This is a genomic window from Nocardia macrotermitis (genome assembly GCF_009604405.1).
Taxonomy (GTDB): Bacteria; Actinomycetota; Actinomycetes; order Mycobacteriales; family Mycobacteriaceae; genus Nocardia; species Nocardia macrotermitis.
In genome coordinates, this window is record NZ_WEGK01000005.1 from 237795 (window position 1) to 255879 (window position 18085).

Annotated in this window: 18 protein-coding genes; 6 read left to right on the top strand and 12 right to left on the bottom strand. The window is 67.7% G+C overall.

Features of this window, described 5'->3' with window-relative positions:
* Positions 1–32 precede the first annotated feature (32 nt).
* The 3 genes from NRB20_RS13950 to NRB20_RS13960 are packed head-to-tail and all read right to left on the bottom strand — an operon-like array spanning position 33 to position 2538.
* Complete coding sequence (locus tag NRB20_RS13950; protein ID WP_153410532.1) at positions 33–920, bottom strand: NmrA family NAD(P)-binding protein; 888 nt, start codon at positions 918–920, stop codon at positions 33–35.
* Positions 908–1912 carry a sigma-70 family RNA polymerase sigma factor gene (locus tag NRB20_RS13955; protein WP_319944879.1) on the bottom strand — a complete coding sequence of 335 codons (1005 nt, stop codon included), beginning with the start codon at positions 1910–1912 and terminating at the stop codon, positions 908–910. Before NRB20_RS13955 ends, NRB20_RS13950 begins: the two co-directional genes overlap by 13 nt.
* Positions 1909–2538 carry a nuclear transport factor 2 family protein gene (locus NRB20_RS13960; RefSeq protein WP_194289844.1) on the bottom strand — a complete coding sequence of 210 codons (630 nt, stop codon included), beginning with the start codon at positions 2536–2538 and terminating at the stop codon, positions 1909–1911. Before NRB20_RS13960 ends, NRB20_RS13955 begins: the two co-directional genes overlap by 4 nt.
* Positions 2539–2734: 196 nt before the next feature.
* Between NRB20_RS13960 and NRB20_RS13965 the strand changes: the two genes are divergently transcribed.
* Positions 2735–3709 (top strand): alpha/beta fold hydrolase, encoded by a 975-nt coding sequence (locus NRB20_RS13965; RefSeq protein ID WP_319944880.1) that lies wholly within the window; start codon positions 2735–2737, stop codon positions 3707–3709.
* Positions 3710–3809: 100 nt separating this feature from the next.
* On the opposite strand, the gene NRB20_RS13970 is transcribed toward NRB20_RS13965, so the two are convergent.
* The 3 genes from NRB20_RS13970 to NRB20_RS13980 all read right to left on the bottom strand — a co-directional run bounded on the left by NRB20_RS13970 (position 3810) and on the right by NRB20_RS13980 (position 6811).
* Positions 3810–5030, bottom strand: a complete 1221-nt coding sequence (locus NRB20_RS13970; protein WP_153410535.1) for an acetyl-CoA C-acetyltransferase — start codon at positions 5028–5030, stop codon at positions 3810–3812.
* 181 nt (positions 5031–5211) lie between these two features.
* Complete coding sequence (locus NRB20_RS13975; protein WP_319944881.1) at positions 5212–6072, bottom strand: SGNH/GDSL hydrolase family protein; 861 nt, start codon at positions 6070–6072, stop codon at positions 5212–5214.
* 277 nt (positions 6073–6349) lie between these two features.
* Entirely contained in the window at positions 6350–6811 is a 462-nt protein-coding gene (locus tag NRB20_RS13980) for a hypothetical protein (protein WP_153410783.1), read from the bottom strand.
* A 175-nt stretch (positions 6812–6986) separates the two neighbouring features.
* Here NRB20_RS13980 and NRB20_RS13985 point away from each other — a divergent pair, with 175 nt between their 5' ends.
* Together NRB20_RS13985 and NRB20_RS13990 are read left to right on the top strand one after the other, a co-directional pair.
* On the top strand, positions 6987–8384 hold the full coding sequence (locus tag NRB20_RS13985) for a cystathionine beta-synthase (RefSeq protein ID WP_153410536.1): 1398 nt from the start codon (positions 6987–6989) through the stop codon (positions 8382–8384).
* Positions 8385–9054: 670 nt separating this feature from the next.
* The gene (locus tag NRB20_RS13990; RefSeq protein WP_153410537.1) at positions 9055–9675 is read left to right on the top strand and encodes a transglycosylase SLT domain-containing protein; all 621 of its coding nucleotides are present in this window, start codon (positions 9055–9057) and stop codon (positions 9673–9675) included.
* Between the two features lie 74 nt (positions 9676–9749).
* On the opposite strand, the gene NRB20_RS37545 is transcribed toward NRB20_RS13990, so the two are convergent.
* The 3 genes from NRB20_RS37545 to NRB20_RS14000 form a co-directional block, all read right to left on the bottom strand.
* Entirely contained in the window at positions 9750–10163 is a 414-nt protein-coding gene (locus tag NRB20_RS37545) for a hypothetical protein (RefSeq protein ID WP_194289845.1), read from the bottom strand.
* The gene (locus tag NRB20_RS13995; protein ID WP_319944882.1) at positions 10144–10491 is read right to left on the bottom strand and encodes a DUF6401 family natural product biosynthesis protein; all 348 of its coding nucleotides are present in this window, start codon (positions 10489–10491) and stop codon (positions 10144–10146) included. Before NRB20_RS13995 ends, NRB20_RS37545 begins: the two co-directional genes overlap by 20 nt.
* A gap of 87 nt (positions 10492–10578) precedes the next feature.
* Positions 10579–11742: an acyl-CoA dehydrogenase family protein gene (locus tag NRB20_RS14000; protein ID WP_153410538.1), complete on the bottom strand. Its 1164-nt coding sequence runs from the start codon at positions 11740–11742 to the stop codon at positions 10579–10581.
* A gap of 88 nt (positions 11743–11830) precedes the next feature.
* Here NRB20_RS14000 and NRB20_RS14005 point away from each other — a divergent pair, with 88 nt between their 5' ends.
* A complete protein-coding gene (locus tag NRB20_RS14005) occupies positions 11831–12976 on the top strand; it encodes a cystathionine gamma-synthase (RefSeq protein WP_153410539.1) in 1146 nt (381 codons plus the stop codon).
* Positions 12977–13266: 290 nt separating this feature from the next.
* Here the strand turns inward: NRB20_RS14005 and greA are convergent, their stop codons facing one another.
* Both greA and NRB20_RS38085 read right to left on the bottom strand, forming a co-directional pair.
* Entirely contained in the window at positions 13267–13761 is a 495-nt protein-coding gene (gene greA, locus NRB20_RS14010) for a transcription elongation factor GreA (protein WP_040827691.1), read from the bottom strand.
* 312 nt (positions 13762–14073) lie between these two features.
* The gene (locus tag NRB20_RS38085; RefSeq protein ID WP_227833487.1) at positions 14074–14649 is read right to left on the bottom strand and encodes a DUF4307 domain-containing protein; all 576 of its coding nucleotides are present in this window, start codon (positions 14647–14649) and stop codon (positions 14074–14076) included.
* A gap of 202 nt (positions 14650–14851) precedes the next feature.
* On the opposite strand from NRB20_RS38085, the gene mca reads away from it, so the two are divergent.
* Both mca and NRB20_RS14025 read left to right on the top strand, forming a co-directional pair.
* A complete protein-coding gene (mca, locus tag NRB20_RS14020; protein ID WP_153410786.1) occupies positions 14852–15733 on the top strand; it encodes a mycothiol conjugate amidase Mca in 882 nt (293 codons plus the stop codon).
* Positions 15730–16050 carry a hypothetical protein gene (locus tag NRB20_RS14025; protein WP_153410540.1) on the top strand — a complete coding sequence of 107 codons (321 nt, stop codon included), beginning with the start codon at positions 15730–15732 and terminating at the stop codon, positions 16048–16050. The genes mca and NRB20_RS14025 overlap by 4 nt, the downstream gene beginning before the upstream one ends.
* A 73-nt stretch (positions 16051–16123) precedes the next feature.
* Here NRB20_RS14025 and NRB20_RS14030 read toward each other — a convergent pair whose 3' ends face one another.
* On the bottom strand, positions 16124–17707 hold the full coding sequence (locus tag NRB20_RS14030; protein ID WP_319944883.1) for a TROVE domain-containing protein: 1584 nt from the start codon (positions 17705–17707) through the stop codon (positions 16124–16126).
* Between the last annotated feature and the right edge of the window lie 378 nt (positions 17708–18085).

The window sequence follows — 18085 nt, forward strand, 5'->3', positions numbered from 1 at the left end:
CGCGGACTATCCGTTCGCGTCCCGGTGCGCGATCAGGCCGCGGCCTCCGCGCGGAACTCCCTCGCGTGCCGATCGGCGAAATCCGCGAAAGTGGTCGGCTCCACACCGAATTCACGATGGGTGGACAGATCCACGCGGGTCTCCGGCGAGGCGGCCCGGCCGCGGTAGATCTCCTCGAGCAGATCCACCACGTCCGGCGGCAGTCCCTCGGCGGTGTGCAGCGCGCGTTTACGCTCGAACGACACCTCCTCGTAGTCGAACCGCTGGCCGGTGGCCGTGCTGATCCGGTCGGTGACCTCGGACATCGTCAGCGCCTCGGGACCGGTCATGTCGAACGCCCGGCCCTCGATGCCCTCGGCGCGCATCATGGCCACCGCGACCTTCGCGATATCGGCGATGTCGACCGGCGCGAGCCGACTCCGCCCGATCGGCATGACCAGCGCCCGGCGTTCGGGATCCACGCCGGTGAGCGTGCCGGGCAGATAGACCTGCATGAACTGGCTGGGCCGCAGATGCGTCCACGCCAATCCGGAGTTCTCCAGGTAGTTCTCGATCTCGAGATGCCAGCGGGTGCCGCGAAAGGTCTGTGGATCGAAGGTGGTACCCGATTCCTTCCCACTGAATTTGATGATGTGGCGCACCCCGGCCGCCGCGGCGGCGTCGATGAAACGGCATTGGGTTTCGACCATGTTGTCGCGTGGTGAGGAGATCATCAGCGCGCGGTCGACGCCGTCCAGGGCGGCGGTCAGCGATTCGGCCACCGCCATATCGCCGCGCACGACCTCGATGTTCGGGAGTTCGCGCAGCCAGGGCGCGGCCTCGGGATCGCGGACCAGGACGCGCATCGGAACCGCCTGCCGGGCGAATTCCCGGACGACGATGGATCCGGACAGGCCGGTGACACCGGTCAGGAGCTGCATGATGTGCTCTTTCCTTGTGCTGGAACGGGATTCGGTGTGACGTCGGCCGGTGCCAGATGTGGCAGGCCGACGCGCGGGAACAGGGTCGGGTCGTGGATCATGTCGATGCGCGCGATCCCGGCCGCGCCGACGGTGAGCAGTTGCAGTGCGTGGGCGCGCAGCACGCCGCCGTGGCCGCGGGTGTAGAGGCCGAAGGCTGGTTGGCCGTTCGCGGTGGTGGGCATGAGGTAGCGGCCGTCGGGTTCGGTGAGCCGGGTCGCCAGGAAGCGGACGATGTGGTCGCGCCCCCGGAACCAGGATGGGATCGGCGGCATCTCGAACACCGCGTCCTCGGTGAGGACCTGCACCAGACCGTCGATGTCGGCGCGGGTGAAGGCGGTGGCGTAGCGATCGAGCAGGGTGCGTTGCCGGGCGTCCTGCGGCTCGGCCAGGTCGTAGCCGTGTGGCGCCGACTTGGCCAGTTGCGCCCGCGCTCGTTGCAGTGCGCTGTTGACCGCCGCGGTGGTGGTGCCGAGCAGATCGGCGACCTCGTCGGCGTGGAACATCAGCACCTCGCGCAGGATCAGCACCGCGCGTTGGCGGCCGGGCAGATGTTGCAGTGCGGCGATGAAGGCCAGTCGCAGCGTGTGCCGGGCCGCGGCCACCTCCGCCGGATCCAGTTCGGTGTCGGAAACCGGTTCCACCCAAGCGATTTCGGCTCGACGGGATCGCAGCGGCCCGGTCGGGTCGGTCACCGGTCCGCCCAGGCCGGACGGGTACGCGCGGCGCGCCCGGCGTTCGATCGCCCGCAGGCAGGTGTGGGTGGCGATCCGATACAGCCAGGTCCGCAGCGAGGAACGGCCCTGGAACCCGTCGTAGCCGCGCCAGGCTTTCAGATAGGTTTCCTGCACCGCGTCGTCGGCGTCGTGCGGCGAGCCGAGCATGCGGTAGCAGTAGGCGAACAGTTCGCCGCGATAGCGCTGTGCGGCGGTGTCGAACGGCTCGGTGCTCACCGCGACAGCCGGGCGGTGTCGAAAACCACTGTGTCGGAAGCGATTCGGTCGCCCCGCACGGTGATGTGGTCGACGGTGCGCAGGGTGCCGAACGGGCCGGTGTGCATGTCGTACACGACCAGTGCGCGCTCGTCGTCCCCGAACGCGTCGAGGATGTCCACCCCGGTCACCGCCTCGGCGAACTCCCCGATGGCCGCGGACACATCGGCGGCGCCGGTGAGATGTGTTCGGGGACTGTCGAATACGACGTCCTCGTGCAGCATCGCGGTCATCGTCACCAGATCGCGCCGCCCGAACGCCTCGACGAACGCGACCGCGACGGGCACACTCGCCGGAACAGGCCGATAAGCGCCGATCACCGTGGCCGTCTGTGCCTCGGGCGCGGCCACGACCCGCGATCCGGCATCGCTCTGGAAGCGTCGGAACGTCTCCAACTCCGACAACGCGCCATCGGTGGTGGTCGCGGTATGCACGAACTGCCCCGAATCGCCCAACTCGAACGCGGAGTAGGTCACTCCCGCGGGCTGCTCGCGATGCAGTTGCGCGAAAACCTCCTCGATCAACCGCCGATTCTCGTCCCTGGCGTCGTCCCGGGTCCGGTATCGAACCACCACTGTCCTGTCCATGTCGCACTCCTTCGGATTGGTACCGGTCACTGATATGGATCCACGGGAGTGCGTGAATTCATCGGTGGGTGGGTGGCCACGCAGAATGTCATCGCGGCCGTGTTCGGGTGCGGCCGTTTCGTTTGCGGGATGCGCAAGCCTCATCGGTGTGCATGCGAGGTGCTGGACGGATCTTGGCGGGCTCGGGATGGTTCGGATGGTCGCCGGGAATGTCGTCGCGGCCGTATCGGGCTTCGGAGCGGCTGCCGGTCATGATCTGGCTGCGGCCGGACGGCAGATGTGGAGCCGACGCGGTGGGGTGGTGGGCTCCGGGAATGCGCTGGGGAATCGGCTGGTCGGGCGCAGTATTGTTGGCGGGCGGGTGGTTTTCGGGTGTGGAAGGGGATCGGTGATGGTGTTCGCGGTGGCCGGGGATGGGGTGCGGCTCGCTTATCAGAGTGTGGGGGACGGGTTTCCGTTGTTGCTGTTGTCGGGGCAGTCGAACAACCATCACTGGTGGGATGGGATTCGGGAGGATTTCCATGGTTCGCATCGGACCGTGACGTTCGACTATCGCGGGACCGGGGATAGTGACAAGCCCGATATTGCTTACAGCACAAGGGGATTCGCCGAGGATGCGATCGCGGTGCTGGATGCGGCGGGGATCGATCGGGCCGATGTGTACGGCACGTCGATGGGCGGGCGGGTGGCGCAGTGGATCGCGGCGGAATATCCGGGGCGGGTGCGTGCGCTCGTGCTCGGTTGCACGTCACCGGGCGGGAAGCACGGGGTGGATCGGGGGAACGAGATTCGGCGCCTGCTCGCCGATCCGGCCACCGCGCAGCAGACGCTGCTGGATCTGATGTACACGCCGGACTGGCTGGCCCGCACCACCGGGCCGTATCAGACGGTCGGTGATCCGGAGATGCCCTCGTTCGCGCAACGTCGTCATCTGATCGCGAGTCACCGGCACGACGCGTGGGATGCGTTGCCCACCATCGCCGCGCCGACCCTCGTCGTGCACGGCGCCGACGACCGGTTCAACCCCACTGCGAACGCCCCGCTGATCGCCGACCGCATCCCGGGCGCAGAACTCGAGCTGATCCCCGCGGCCCGGCACGCGTACTTCGAGGAATTCCGTTCCACCGCAAGCCCTCTGGTCCGCGACTTCCTGGCCTCGGCCATCGCGTGAGCCGAACACTCCGGACACGGCGAAGGGCGGCCGCGCACGGCAGCCGCCCTTCATCGAAATGCGCTGTCCCGGTTGATCTTCCGAACCGGGGAGACGCGGTCTAGCTCAGGCGCTCGAGCACCATCGCCATACCCTGGCCGCCGCCGACGCACATGGTCTCCAGACCGAACTGCTTGTCGTGGGTCTGCAGGTTGTTGATCAGGGTGGCGCTGATGCGGGCGCCGGTCATTCCGAACGGGTGGCCGAGGGCGATCGCGCCGCCGGAGACGTTCAGCTTGTCCAGATCCATCTTCAGCTCACGCGCCGAACCGAGCACCTGCACGGCGAAGGCCTCGTTGATCTCGTACAGGTCGATATCGTCGATGGTCTTACCGGCCAGCTTCAGCGCCTTGCGCACGGCCTCGATCGGGCCCAGGCCCATGATCTCCGGCGACAGACCCGACACACCGGTGGACACGATGCGCGCCAGCGGGGTCAGGCCCAGCTCCTTGGCCTTGGTGTCGCTCATGATGACCAGCGCGGCGGCGCCGTCGTTGAGCGGGCAGGCGTTACCGGCGGTGATCGTGCCGTCGGGACGGAAAACCGGCTTGAGCTGCGAGATCTTCTCGTAGGTGGTACCGGCGCGGGGGCCGTCGTCGGTGGATACGACGCTGCCGTCGGGCAGGGTCACCGGGGTGATCTCCCGCTCGAAGAACCCGGCCTTGATGGCCTCCTCGGCGCGGTTCTGCGACCGCACGCCCCAGTGGTCCTGTTCCTCGCGGGAGATCCCGGTGAACTGGGCGACGTTCTCGGCGGTCTGACCCATCGCGATGTAGATGTCGGGCAGCTCGCCGCCCTCGCGCGGATCGGTCCAGGTGGCGGCGCCGCCCTCGGCCCGCTTGACGGTGCGGGCCTCGGCCTCGGCGAACTGGCCGTTGTGGGTGTCGGGCCAGCCGTCCGAGGTGCCCTTCGGGAAGTGCGAGACGGTCTCGACGCCGGCGGAGATGAACACATCGCCCTCACCGGCCTTGATCGCGTGCAGCGCCATGCGGGTGGTCTGCAACGAGGAGGAGCAGTACCGGTTCAGGGTGACACCGGGCAGGAAGTCGTAACCCAGCTGGGTGGCGACGACCTTCGCCATGTTGAAACCGGCCTCGCCGCCGGGCTGGCCGCAGCCGAGCATCAGATCGTCGATCTGGGTCGGATCCAGCGCCGGAACCTTGTCCAGGGCGGCGCGCACCATCTGCGCCGCGAGGTCGTCCGGGCGCATGCTCACGAGGGACCCCTTGCCCGCGCGGCCGATGGGGGAGCGGGCATAGGAAACGATGACGGCCTCTGGCATTGAGGACTCCTTTGTCGGGCGAGTGAACGACCGGCCGGTCATTCGGTACTCGAGTGCGGAATTCGCTTCCGAATTTACGTCGCCGGGATGAGAGGTCCGACACCCGGTATGCGGTAATCCGGCCGCGCCTGGTCGGGCGTGTCGCGAGCCCGGCCGACGACGACGCGCCGGGCCACGCGAATCATCCCTCCGTGACCGCGGCCACCATGTGCGTCTCGCGATCGGTGATCTCGCGCAACACCGCGGGTAGCAGGTACCCGGCCGCGAGTTCGTAACCGGCCGCCGAGGGGTGGAAACCGTCGGCGGAGAACAGCGCCTCGGGCGCGCTGCGGAAATCGCGGCCCAGCAGATCGCCCATCCGTACCGCGCGGCCGCCCGCGGACCGCGTCGCCGCCCCCTGCGCGCGGGCGAGCCGGACGCTCCAGCTGTGCACCAGCGTGCGCAGCGGCTGCGGAATCGCCGCCACCGTCCCGAGATCCGGGCAGGTGCCGACCACGACCACGCTTCCGGCCTTGTGCAGCCGCTCGACCGCGCTGCCCAACCGGTGTGCGGATTGCAGCACCGAATGCTTCTTCGTGACATCGTTCGCGCCGACCAGGATAACCGCGACATCCGGTGGCGGCCCGGCCACGAACATCGCATCCACCTGTCCGGCCAGACCTTTCGAGGTCGCGCCCGAAATGGCCTTGGTGCTCAAGCGAATTCGCCGCTCGGTCGCCTCGGCCACCCCGCGGGCGATGCGCACCCCGAGCACCTCCTCGGCGCTGCGGCAGCCGACACCGGCGGCGGTGGAATCGCCGAAGATCATCAGGTGGATGTCGAAAGGTGTTCCGGTGCGCCATGATTCGGGCGCGGCGCAGCCCGCGGTGTAGACGCCGTCGGCCTCGGGCGGTTTGGTGGTGTCCCGCCCGATCACCGTGCGCGCGGCCTGGGCCTGCGACATCAGCAGGCGGTAGGTCGCCCACGAGGCGGTCCCGGCCCCGGAACCCGCCACGACTGTCGCGGCACTCGTCACCGCGAATGTGCGCCAGCCTCTTACCACGGCAGTACCTCTCCGTCCTCGTTATCGGTTTCGTCCCTGTTCATCGGCCCGCTCGGCCGTTGGCATCCATCGTGCACCATGACCGGCCCGCGAGCACCCCCCGAATGACAGCCGCACCCTTTACCCGGCTTCGCATATCCATCAGCGCTACGTAAGGGGTGCGGATTCCGAGACGGTGTGCGCACCGTAACCCAACACGAACGGCGGGCTCCTCGAAAACGAAAGCACCCCGTCCGAATTGCGGACGGGGTGCGTCGGTACGGAACGGGTGGTGTGGTCAGCGCGCCGGAACGTCGAAACTCGCGTGGCCGGGCGCACTCAGATTGTCGGTGGTGACGGTGACGTCGATGCGGCCCGGACCGGTGTTCTGGTAGACGGCGTAGAGAATGCTGCCGTAGATCCCCGACACCACGTTCACCCGCCACTGCCCGGCGGCGCCGGTATTCAGATTCCGCCACGCCACGGTGGTGTTCACATGGCACAGCGGGGCCAGCGGGTACGCGCCGGGACCGACGCCCTGGATGGGCTGGGCCTGGATGTTGAACACGGCCCGACCGGCATAGTCGGGGCTGGTATCGGCCCAGGTCCGGATGTTGGCACCACAGAGCCCGCCGTAGAACAGGCTGGGCGTCTGCGGGAATTCGACGGTCTGCGCGCCTGCGACGGCGGGCGACGCGATCGCGGCTGCGGCCCCGAAGGAGCCGAGCAGGATTGCGGCACTGCGGGCGATCTGAGGCATCCTCACGCCGGAGATGATAGGGGAGTTCTCCGCACGGTGCGGTCGACGCGCGCTTTCATAGAGAATCACTGTGCCGATTCCGAAGGGGCCGCGATCCGGATAGTGCGCGGGGTCGCGGCAGCTCGTGCGCGGGGTCGCAGCAGCACTGTCGGTTACTTCTGGAACGATGGGCGGCATGCGCATCGCGAACCATGTCGTCGAACTGATCGGCAACACTCCGCTCGTTCGGCTGAACTCGGTGGTGGGGCCCGAGTCCGGCCTGGTGGCGGCCAAGATCGAGTATCTGAATCCGGGCGGCAGCTCCAAGGACCGCATCGCGGTCAAGATGATCGACGCCGCCGAGGAGCAGGGGCTGCTGAAGCCGGGCGGCACCATCGTCGAGCCGACTTCCGGCAACACCGGCGTCGGCCTGGCGCTGGTCGCCCAGCAGCGCGGCTACAAGTGCGTGTTCGTCTGCCCGGACAAGGTCAGCGAGGACAAGCGGAACGTGCTGCGGGCCTACGGCGCGGAGGTCGTGGTGTGCCCGACCGCCGTACCGCCCGAGCATCCGGACAGCTACTACCAGGTCTCCGATCGTCTGGTGCGCGAGATCCCGGGTGCGTGGAAGCCGGATCAGTACTCCAATCCCGGCGGTCCGGCCAGCCACTACGAGACCACCGGCCCGGAGATCTGGCGCGATACCGACGGCACGGTGACGCATTTCGTCGCGGGTGTGGGCACCGGCGGCACCATCACCGGCACCGGTCGGTACCTCAAGGAGGTCTCCGGCGGCAAGGTCACGATCGTCGGCGCGGATCCCGAGGGTTCGGTGTATTCCGGCGGCACCGGGCGTCCGTACCTGGTCGAGGGCGTCGGCGAGGATTTCTGGCCCAGCGCCTACGACCCGGCGATTCCGGACGAGATCATCGCGGTCTCGGACGCGGACTCCTTCGAGATGACCAGGCGTCTGGCGCGCGAGGAGGGCCTGCTGGTCGGCGGGTCCTGCGGTATGGCCGTGGTGGCGGCGTTGCGGGTGGCCGAGCGCGATCCGAACGCGGTCGTGGTGGTGCTGCTGCCCGACGGCGGTCGCGGCTATCTGTCGAAGATCTTCAACGATCAGTGGATGAGCTCCTACGGCTTCCTGCAGTCTCGTCTGGACGGCAGCATCTCGGAGCCGACGGTCGGTGATGTGCTGCGTGGCAAATCGGGAGCAATTCCCGATCTGGTGCACACCCATCCCCAGGAGACGTTGCGCGACGCCATCGAGATCCTGCGCGAGTACGGCGTGTCACAGATGCCCGTGGTCGGCGCGGAGCCGCCGGTGATGGCCGGCGAGGTGGCCGGAAGTGTGAGCGAGCGTGATCTGCTCTCGGCGGTGTTCGAAGGGCGCGCGCACCTGACCGATCCGGTGTCGAAGCATATGAGCCCGTCGTTCCCGCTGATCGGCTCCGGCGAGCCGGTGTCCGCGGTGACCAAGGAACTCGAGTCCACCGACGCGCTGATGGTCGTCGAGGACGGTAAGCCGATCGGCGTGATCACCCGGCACGATCTGCTCGGCTTCCTGAGCGCTTCGGGGATCCCCGCGGTGCACTAGGGGCCTTCGCCTCGCCCCGGCCGCTCTCTCGTGACCTCAGCGTGTCGCGCGGGCGCCTCGGGCTTTCGCTCTGCTGACAGCGCATCGGTGATTTGCCGCCGATGCGCTGTTTGCTGTCTCGGGCCAGTGCATCGTTACCTGTCCGTGTCCTAATGAGGCTGAAAATCAGACAAAACGGACCAATCAAGCTCAACACGCTAACTTTTTCTGTGATCTGGCGCACTTACTGCTAACAATCAAACCTCCCGCTCAGGGCGTGATAGCAACTGTTGATCATGCGTGAGCCGGTCAAGAAACATCTTCTGTTCATCTTCGGTTAAGTTTACGTTAACCTACCGCAATCATCCTGTGACCTCGTTGGTTATCGGACCACGTGTCCGGATTACACGAGGAGTTGTCAACGCCATGCGGAATTCGACCGCGCTTGTCGCGCCACCCGGCGCAGCAGTCGCAGCGTTTGCCGTCGCGGCCGCGAAGCTCTCCCGCGTCGCCGCACCACCCGGCAACCGCCGAGTCGCGACGTGACAGCGGGGAGTCAGATCTCCCCTTTCTGAGCCCAACAGCATCCAGTGCCAGGGCGAGTGCCGAGAGAAAACGGTGTTCGCCTCTATTCGGTGCTGCCTGCTGCAGGTCGGCAACGGCCGAAACCCAGAGTAGGAACCCACTTCGCATGTCCAGCAAGAGCAGTAGAGCCAAGGCGGTCGCACGGACCGCCGGATCCGCCACCCTGGCCGTGGCCGCCCTCGCCGCCATCACCTCGGCGGCCGGGCAGCGCACCCCGCACGTGGAGCCCGTCGCGCTGGCCTCCACCATCGAGCAGGCGACCCATCCGGCCGCCGCGCCCACCACCCCGGCTCATGCGGCGGCCATCGCCGCGGCCGCACCCGCTCCCGCGCCGATGCCCGCCCCGCAGGTGCTGCCGCCCGCGCCGGTCGTCCCGGTGCCCGCACCCGCTCCGGCGCCGAGCTACCCGAACACCCTGGACGGCTGGATCCATCAGGCGATGGACGTCATGGCCGCGCGCGGCATCCCGGGCAGCTACGACGGCATCTACCGCAACGTGCTGCGCGAGTCCAGCGGCAACCCCCAGGCGATCAACCTCTACGACTCCAACGCCGCCGCGGGCATCCCGTCCAAGGGCCTGCTGCAGGTCATCGATCCCACCTTCCAGGCGTATCACGTCGAGGGCACCTCGTGGGACATCTACGATCCGGTCGCCAACATCGCCGCAGCGTGCAACTATGCCGCCCACCGATACGGCTCGATGGACAACGTGAATTCGGCCTACTGACCGGTCCGATTCCTGTGCAACTGCCGAACCGGTCGTATCCGCGCGTTGTATCGAATCAGCAATACCGGTGCAAACTACGGGTCGGGATGTTTCCCGGGGTATAACCGGAAGTGGAGTGTTTCGGCACCCGGCCGGAATACGCGGTGCGAGGGGGTTTCGTGCACGCGGTGGACTCGATGCGAACACAGGCCGGGTACTGGCTGCCGAATGTCGCCGGGGCGCTCGTCATCGCCGGTGTCGCGGCCGTGCTGGGCCGCGTCGTGATGCACCCGGTCGCGAAACGATTCGGTGATCCGGCCCGGGGCCGCATACTCGGCCGATTCGCGGCCGTGCTGGTCTGGGGCGTCGGTGCCGCCGTCGCGCTGGGGCTGGTCGGCGTGCCCGCCTCGATCACGCTGCCGATTCTCGGCACGGTCGTGATGTTCGTCGGCGGGGCGTTGCTCCTGCTCATCGCCGTCCCGGTAGCGCTCAGCAGTGCTCCGCGGCATATACGCAGATCGCGGCCAGACGCAGCGGGAGCCAGTCGGCGCGTATCCAGTCGGCGAGGTCGCGCGGGGCGATGATCTCGGCTCGGGTGGCGTTCTCGACCAGTCCGCGGGCGTAACCGGCGAGCACCACGCTCACCGGAATCGCACCGGAATTCGCCATTGCGCGGTCGGCGATGTCGCGGACGGCGGCGGTGTGCTGATCGAGAGCCGCGCATACCGCCGGTGATTCCCGGGCCGCGATGATCGCGGGAATTCCGTGCGTTCTGTGCAGGCGGTGGAAAGTCTTGCGTGCTGATGCTTCGAGCAATGCGGGGCCTAACGGAAACACCCGGGAGACACTAGCAACTTCCGGGTATTTTCCGGCAGTTTCCTCCGATTATTGTGAACGATGACAGCGCCCCGCTGAAATACGTTGTCAGCGAAATGCTTTGGACCCGGTGAGCGCCTCGCCCAGGACCAGCTGATGCACCTCGGCGGTGCCCTCGTAAGTGAGTACCGATTCCAGATTGTTCGCATGCCGCAGCACCGGATAGTCCAGGGTGATGCCGTTCGCGCCGAGAATCGTCCGGCACTGCCGCGCGATCGCGATGGCCTCGCGGGTGCTGTTCAGCTTGCCCGCGCTGACCTGTTCCGGGCGCAGCTCGCCGCGATCCTTCAACCGGCCCAGATGCAGGGCCAGCAACTGGCTCTTACCCAGTTCGACGGCCATATCCGCCAGTTTGGCCTGGGTCAGCTGGTAGGCGGCCAGTGGTTTGTCGAACACCTCGCGGGTGCGGGCGTAATCGATGGCGGCGGCCAGGCAGTCCGCGGCCGCGCCGAGAGCGCCGAAGACGATCCCGAATCGCGCCTCGGACAGACAGCCCAGCGGTGCGGACAGCCCTTTGCCCTCGGGCAGCAGGGCATCGCCCGGCAGCCGCACACCGTCCAGATCGAGTTCGGCGGTGATCGAGGCGCGCAGCGAGAGTTTGCGGTGCATCTCCCGCGCGGCGAAGCCCGGGGTTCCGGCGGGGACCAGGAAGCCGCGCACACCCTCCTCGGTGCGTGCCCACACCACCGCGACGTCGGCCACCGAGCCGTTGGTGATCCACATCTTCGAACCGTCGAGCACCCAGTCCGCACCGTCGCGGACCGCGCGGGTGCGCATACCGCCGGGATTCGAACCGAAATCGGGTTCGGTCAGGCCGAAGCAGCCCAGGGCCCGCCCGGCCGCCATCTCCGGGAGCCACCGCTGCTTCTGCTCCTCGGAGCCGTACTTGTGGATGGCGGTCATGGCCAGCGAACCCTGCACCGACACCATGCTGCGCACACCCGAATCCACCGCCTCGAGTTCCATACAGGCCACGCCGTATTCGGTCGCCGAGGTGCCCGCACAGCCGTATCCGTCCAGATGCATACCCAGCAGACCGAGCTTGCCCAGTTCGGGGGCGAGTTCGCGGGCCGGGAAGGTGCCCTGCTCGAACCACTCGGCCACATGCGGGCGCAGCCGCTGCTCACCGAAGGCGCGCACGGTCGCGCGGATCTGGCGTTCGGTATCGGTGAGCAGGGAATCGATGGCGAACAGTTCGTCGACGGTGACCATGCGCTCACCCTAGGTCGGAGAGATCTCGGTAACAATGGCACCCGGCCCGTCGTGAGGACGGTTCGGGCACGGATTTAGGCTGGTCGGCATGACCGATCAGCTGGGGTTCTCCACACGCGCCGTGCACGCCGGATTCGATCCCGATCCGCAGACCGGCGCGGTGAATGTGCCGATCTACGCCAGTTCCACCTTCGCCCAGGACGGCGTCGGCGGATTGCGTGGCGGCTTCGAGTACGCACGCACCGGCAATCCCACTCGAACCGCGCTGGAGGCGAATCTGGCCGCGCTCGAGTCGGGGCGGCACGGCCGGGCCTTCGCCTCCGGGATGGCCGCGACGGACTGTGCGTTGCGGGCGACGCTGCGGCCCGGCGACCACCTGGTGATCCCCGACGACGCGTACGGCGGCACCTTCCGGTTGATCGACAAGGTGTTCACGCAGTGGGGCATCGAGTACTCGGTGGCGCCGGTCTCCGATCCCGACGCGGTGCGTAACGCGTTGCGCCCCAACACCAAACTGGTCTGGGTGGAGACGCCGACCAATCCGCTGCTGAACGTCGGCGACATCGCGGCGCTGGCCGGCGTCGCGCACGGCGGCGGCGCGAAACTGGTGGTGGACAACACCTTCGCCTCCCCGTACCTGCAACAGCCGTTGCTGCTGGGTGCCGACATCGTGATCCACTCGACCACGAAATACCTTGGCGGACACTCCGATGTGGTCGGCGGCGCGCTGATCACCGACGATCCCGAACTCGACGCGGCCTTCGCGTTCCTGCAGAACGGCGCGGGCGCGGTGCCCGGCCCGACCGACGCCTTCCTGACCCTGCGCGGCATCAAAACCCTTGCGGTGCGGATGGATCGGCACTGCGACAACGCCGAGACGATCGCGGAATTCCTGTCCGGCCATCCGGCCGTCGCGCAGGTGATCTACCCGGGGCTGCCGCAGCATCCCGGAAACGCGGTGGCGCAGAAGCAGATGCGTCGTTTCGGCGGGATGATCTCGGTGCGGCTGGCGGGCGGTCGCGACGCGGCGCTGAAGTTCTGCTCCAGCACCAAGCTGTTCACCCTCGCCGAATCGCTGGGCGGGGTGGAGTCGCTGATCGAACATCCCGGCGCGATGACGCACGCGTCGACCGCGGGCTCGGCCCTGGAGGTCCCCGCGGACCTGGTGCGCCTGTCCGTCGGCATCGAGGACGTCAGCGACCTGCTCGCCGACGTGGAACAAGCGCTGCTGTAATTTTGGCCTCCGCTCCGCTCCGGCGGTGCTGTATCTTTGGCCTCCGCTCCGCTACGGCGGTTCGCGGCCCCCTAAGGCTCACCGATGAGCCCCGTGTCGGGCACTCGTTCCTCGCACCCGCCACGCGTCTCATCGGCGAGCCGGGCCGCGAACATTGTTGTTGGCGTTCAACGGGGTTGGCGGAACTGGGCGCGAAAGCGCAGCGGCCGCACCGAAAATAGGTGCGGCCGCTGTGGTGTTCGTCGATCTGATCAGTGGGGCGGCCTGCTGCGAGCCGACCCGACCGGGGCTCAGCTGTGGTAGGGCTCCGCGCTGACCAGGGTCACCTTCATGATGTTGCCGTTGGGCAGGGTGTACTCGCGGGTCTCGCCGACCTTGGCGTTGATGAGCGCGCCGCCGAGCGGGGAGTTCGGCGAGTAGGTCTCGAGGTTCGAGCCGCCCAGGCCCTCCTCGCGGGTGGCGATCAGGAAGGTCTCGGTGTCGGTCTCGTCGCCGTCGTAGTAGACCTTGACGACCGAACCCGGCAGCGCCACGCCCGACTTGGTGGGGGCGACGCCGACCTTGGCGTTGTTCAGCAGCTCCTGGAGCTGGCGGATGCGGGCTTCCTGCTGGCCCTGCTCCTCGCGCGCCGCGTGGTAGCCGCCGTTCTCCTTGAGGTCGCCCTCTTCACGTCGCTCGTTGATTTCGGCCGCGATGACCGGACGATTGGCAATGAGCGCGTCGAGTTCGCCCTTGAGCCTCTCATGCGACTCCGGTGTGAGCCAGGTCACTTGCGTCTCAGTCATCTCGATCACTCCCTAGTAGTTGTTCCCGGCGAACCGGGATTCCCAGATACCCGCAGCCGCGCACATCCCACGCGGATGCGCGCAGCAACAGACGACGGCTAGAGCGATCCCTGGGGGATATCTTCGAACCCCGACAGGCCCCATTCCCGTATGGCATTGTGTGCCGGGAACCGATAGCGCTGGCCGCCAATGCAGCAAACACGGCTCCGAGCGTTCGGAACCGTGTATCGCATCATTTTAGCACGATTTACAAAAATGCAGGTCGGAGCGGTGATTGCAAGGCGTTTCGCCTGGATCGCCCGGTCGGAGACCTTATCCGGCGCGCAGGTAGGCGGGAACTTTCCCACCGCAGCCGTAGATATCGGTGGCGGCCGGTCGTGCCACGCTGCGCACGATCGTCTTCAATTCGACGGTTCCGCTGGTGGAGGGCGTGATCAGCACCTCGCGGCGGCCCACCTCGTTGCCGTCCTTGTCCATCGCCCGCACGAAGCAGAACGCCGCCTGGTCGGGATGGGTGCGGGTCACCTTGAAATGCGCCTCGATGGTCGAATCGTCGATGACCGTGTAACCGAGCTGCTCGGGATCGATGTCCTTCGGGCCGAACTGCTTGTAGCCGATGTACGCGATGATCAGGCCGAGCACGACGACGCCGACGCTGAGTACGGGGAGCATCCAGCGGCGGGTGGTTTTACGGCCGTAGCGATCGCCGACCGAGCCCGAGCGGGGCCGGTCCGGTGTGTGGGCCGTTTCCAGCGGTGTGGCATCGCCGAGCTGTTCGTCGCCGGTACCGGATCCGGAAAGCGCGGACTGCTCGACCTCGGCATCGTCGCCGCCCGACGCGGGCGAAGGCTCGTCCGCGCTGGTCGTGCGCTCACTGCGCTCGCTCATGATCTGCTCGCTCCCGCAGGTAATCGGCGTGCCCCACCTTTGCAGGGGGCAGCTCGGAACAAAAGAGGGTCGAATGGAACTATAGGGAGACAGTCCGACACCCCCCTGCCCGGATGGCGGCGGAGTAATCAGGTGAGACGGTGAGTGACGAGGTGAATCAAGGCGTGAACGAGATGGTGGAGTCGTGACCGGTCTGCGTCTCATGGCGGTGCACGCCCATCCCGACGACGAGTCCAGCAAGGGCGCCGCGACGACCGCCAAGTACGCCGCGGAGGGCAACGACGTTCTCGTGGTCACGCTCACCGGTGGCGAGCGCGGGTCGATCCTCAATCCGGCGATGGACACCGCGGGCGTGCTCGACCGCATCGAGGAGGTGCGGCGCGAGGAGATGGCCGAGGCCGCCAGGGCGCTCGGTGTCCGTCAGCAGTGGCTCGGCTTCGTCGATTCCGGTCTGCCCGAGGGTGATCCGCTGCCGCCGCTGCCCGAGGGCTCGTTCGCGCTGGTTCCGCTAGAGGAGTCGACCGAGGCGCTGGTGCGCGTGGTGCGCGAGTTCAAACCGCACGTGATCACCACGTACGACGAGAACGGCGGCTACCCGCACCCGGATCACATCATGTGCCACACGGTGTCGATGGCCGCCTACGAGGCTGCGGGCGATCCGGATCGATTCCCCGACGCGGGCGCGCCGTGGACGCCGCTCAAGCTCTACTACGACCACGGTTTCAGCCTGTCGCGGGTGGAGATCTTCGCGCAGGAGTACGAGCGCATCGGCGAACCGTTCCCGATGCAGGAGTGGCTGGATCGCAGCCGCAAGCGGGCCGCGGAGCACGGCGACATCATGGGCCGGGTCACCACCCAGGTCGACTGCGCGAAGTATTTCCCACAGCGGGACGAGGCGTTGCGCGCGCACGCCACCCAGATCGACCCCAACGGCGCGTTCTTCGCGATTCCGATGGAGATGCAGCAGCGGCTGTGGCCCACCGAGGAATTCGAACTCGCCAAGACCCGGGTGCGCACCGAACTCCCGGAAACCGATTTGTTCGCGGGTATCGAGGATCCGCAGATCGAGGTAGCGGACCGATGATCATCACCGTGCTGGCACAGAACACCACCACCAATCCGACCGGACCGGAGTTCGGCAAGGCATCCCCGCTGGGGCTGGTCATCGTGCTGATCCTGCTGGCCGGGACCGTGCTGCTGATCCGTTCGATGAACAAGCACATCAAGGGCCTGCCCGCGGATTTCTCCCCGGAGCATCCCGAACCGGATCAGGCGGCGGACGAGGGGACCGATCCGGGGGTGGCGGAGATCGGGACCGAATCGGAATCGGAATCCGCGGAGCCGGAGTCCGATGCCGCGGAGTCGGCGGCCTCGAATTCCAAACCACCGCGAAAATCCTGAATTAGTTTGTGACGCTTGTACATTCGCCCCCGTCTGGAATTCCGGACGGGGGCGAATGCGTCTGCGGGACCGGTCAGAACGGCCAGTCCGCGTGCGCGCCCCGCTCCAGCAGACCGATCGCCGCGAAGGCCGCGTCGCTCAGGCCGCCGAAGGTATGGCGGTGGTGGGAACCGCTGGGCGCGTGGCCCATTCGGTACCCCGCGAGGTTCCAGGTGTAGAGCGGAACCGTGGCGGGCAGCGCCCGGCCGACGTCCCGGCCGCCGGCCTGTTCGTCGGTGAGGACGACCACGCGGTCGTGTCCGGCGAAGTGACGGCGCACCGCGGCGGCGGTCTCGGTGCCGCCACAGAGGAAGTAACCGCCGGTCCGCCACCGCTCGACCGCCCGGAGCAGCGCCTCGTCCGGCCGCAGGTCGAAGACCCGGGTGATCGTCGAGAAGGACACCACGTCGGCGTGCTCGCAGCGGCTCGCCAGCGCGATCCCGAAGACCACCGCGGCATCCCAGCGACGTAGCGAACCGTCCTGGGAGAACCCGGCATTCATCGAGGCCGAGGTGTCGACCAGCACCAGGGTGCGACCGCGCAGCGCCGGAACCGACGCCAGCGAATGCCCGAGTGCCAGTTCCAGCGCCGGACGCCAGCGCCGCGACCGGGAGGTGGCCCGGTACGCGGACAGGAACCGGATCGGCAACTGCCGGGAGCGGGCCACCTGCGCGGGATCGGCCAGCCGTGCGGCGACGTCGCGGGCGACCGCGTCGTCGATTCCGGTCCGGTCGAAATTCCGCAGGTTGCGGAGCCGCGCCATATAACCCATCGACGGGATCATCGCCTCCCAGGTCCGCGCATCGAGGGGGCCCTGGAGCCAACCGGCGACCGATTCCCAGGTCATCCCCGCCGCCCGCAGGGTCGCGCGGGCGGTTTCGGCGTCGTCGAACAGCGCGCGACGTCGTGGTCCGGGCGGCAGCGCGAGCAGCTCGGCGCGGGCGCGCAGGGTCGGCAGGCCGTCCGGGATCGGGGTGTCGCGGTTGTGGCGGCGGTCCAGGGCGTGGGCGAAAAGCTCACCCTGCCAAGACTTGTCGGCCGCCGGTGCCGGATGTACCAGGTCCAGGACGTCACCGAAACGCACGGCGCTCGCGGGGGAATCCCACTTGATCAGCGCGCGTTCGTCGTAGAGGCGGCGTACCGCGTCGGCGACACCGCGCTTAACCGGCTTGGGCAGTGCGCGGCCGTACGAGGAGAGCCAGTAGGCCAGCAGCTCGCCCGGTTCGTCCGCTCGCTGGAGGACGGAATCGATTGTCTGCCGGGACATTCCGTGCGCACCGGCGTCCAGTCGCGCACGGGTGAACTCCGCCGCGCCCACGAGTGCGGCGCTGCGCAGGTTCGCCGACGTACGCAGCCAGCGCAGGAAACGCGCGGTCCACTCCGGATCGGCAAGAGTGTTCGCCCGGATCAGGGTGGCGTAGCGGCTGTCGCGGGCCTGGCCGGATTCGTAGAAGGTGTTCTCGCCCACCATATTCGAGACCGCGAGCAGGAACAGCTCACCCTTCGGGGTGCGCTCGTATCCCGGTGCGCCCTCGTGGGTGCGTCCGGTCGGCGTCCGTGCGGTGCGCACCGCCGACGTCGCGCCGGTGCGCATGCGTGCGGTGTTGAACTTGCTCACGGTATTTCTCCGGTGTTGCTCGCGCGGGAGCCCCGTCGGTGATCGACGCGGGTCGAGGGACAGGTCTCCCGAGCTCATCGGTACCCGCGGATTCTCCGGTGCTGGTGGGGAAGTAGCCGTGGGTGTCGCACCGGGAGGTGCGAAACATTGATATCGACCGGCCGCACCCGATTGGCCGCATCCGAATCGGACGCGGTCGTCGATGAGGTGCCCGAGATCGAGTCGACGACGGCACGTGAGCTGCTCTGCCTGTTGAGCTACCGGCCCGAGTGGTGGACCGGGTGGGACTCGAACCCACAACCCGCCGATCGAGAGTCGAAGTATCCGTTGCCTGCGCACCGGGCACGAGAAGAAATATACGGAGCGGATTCCGGTGCC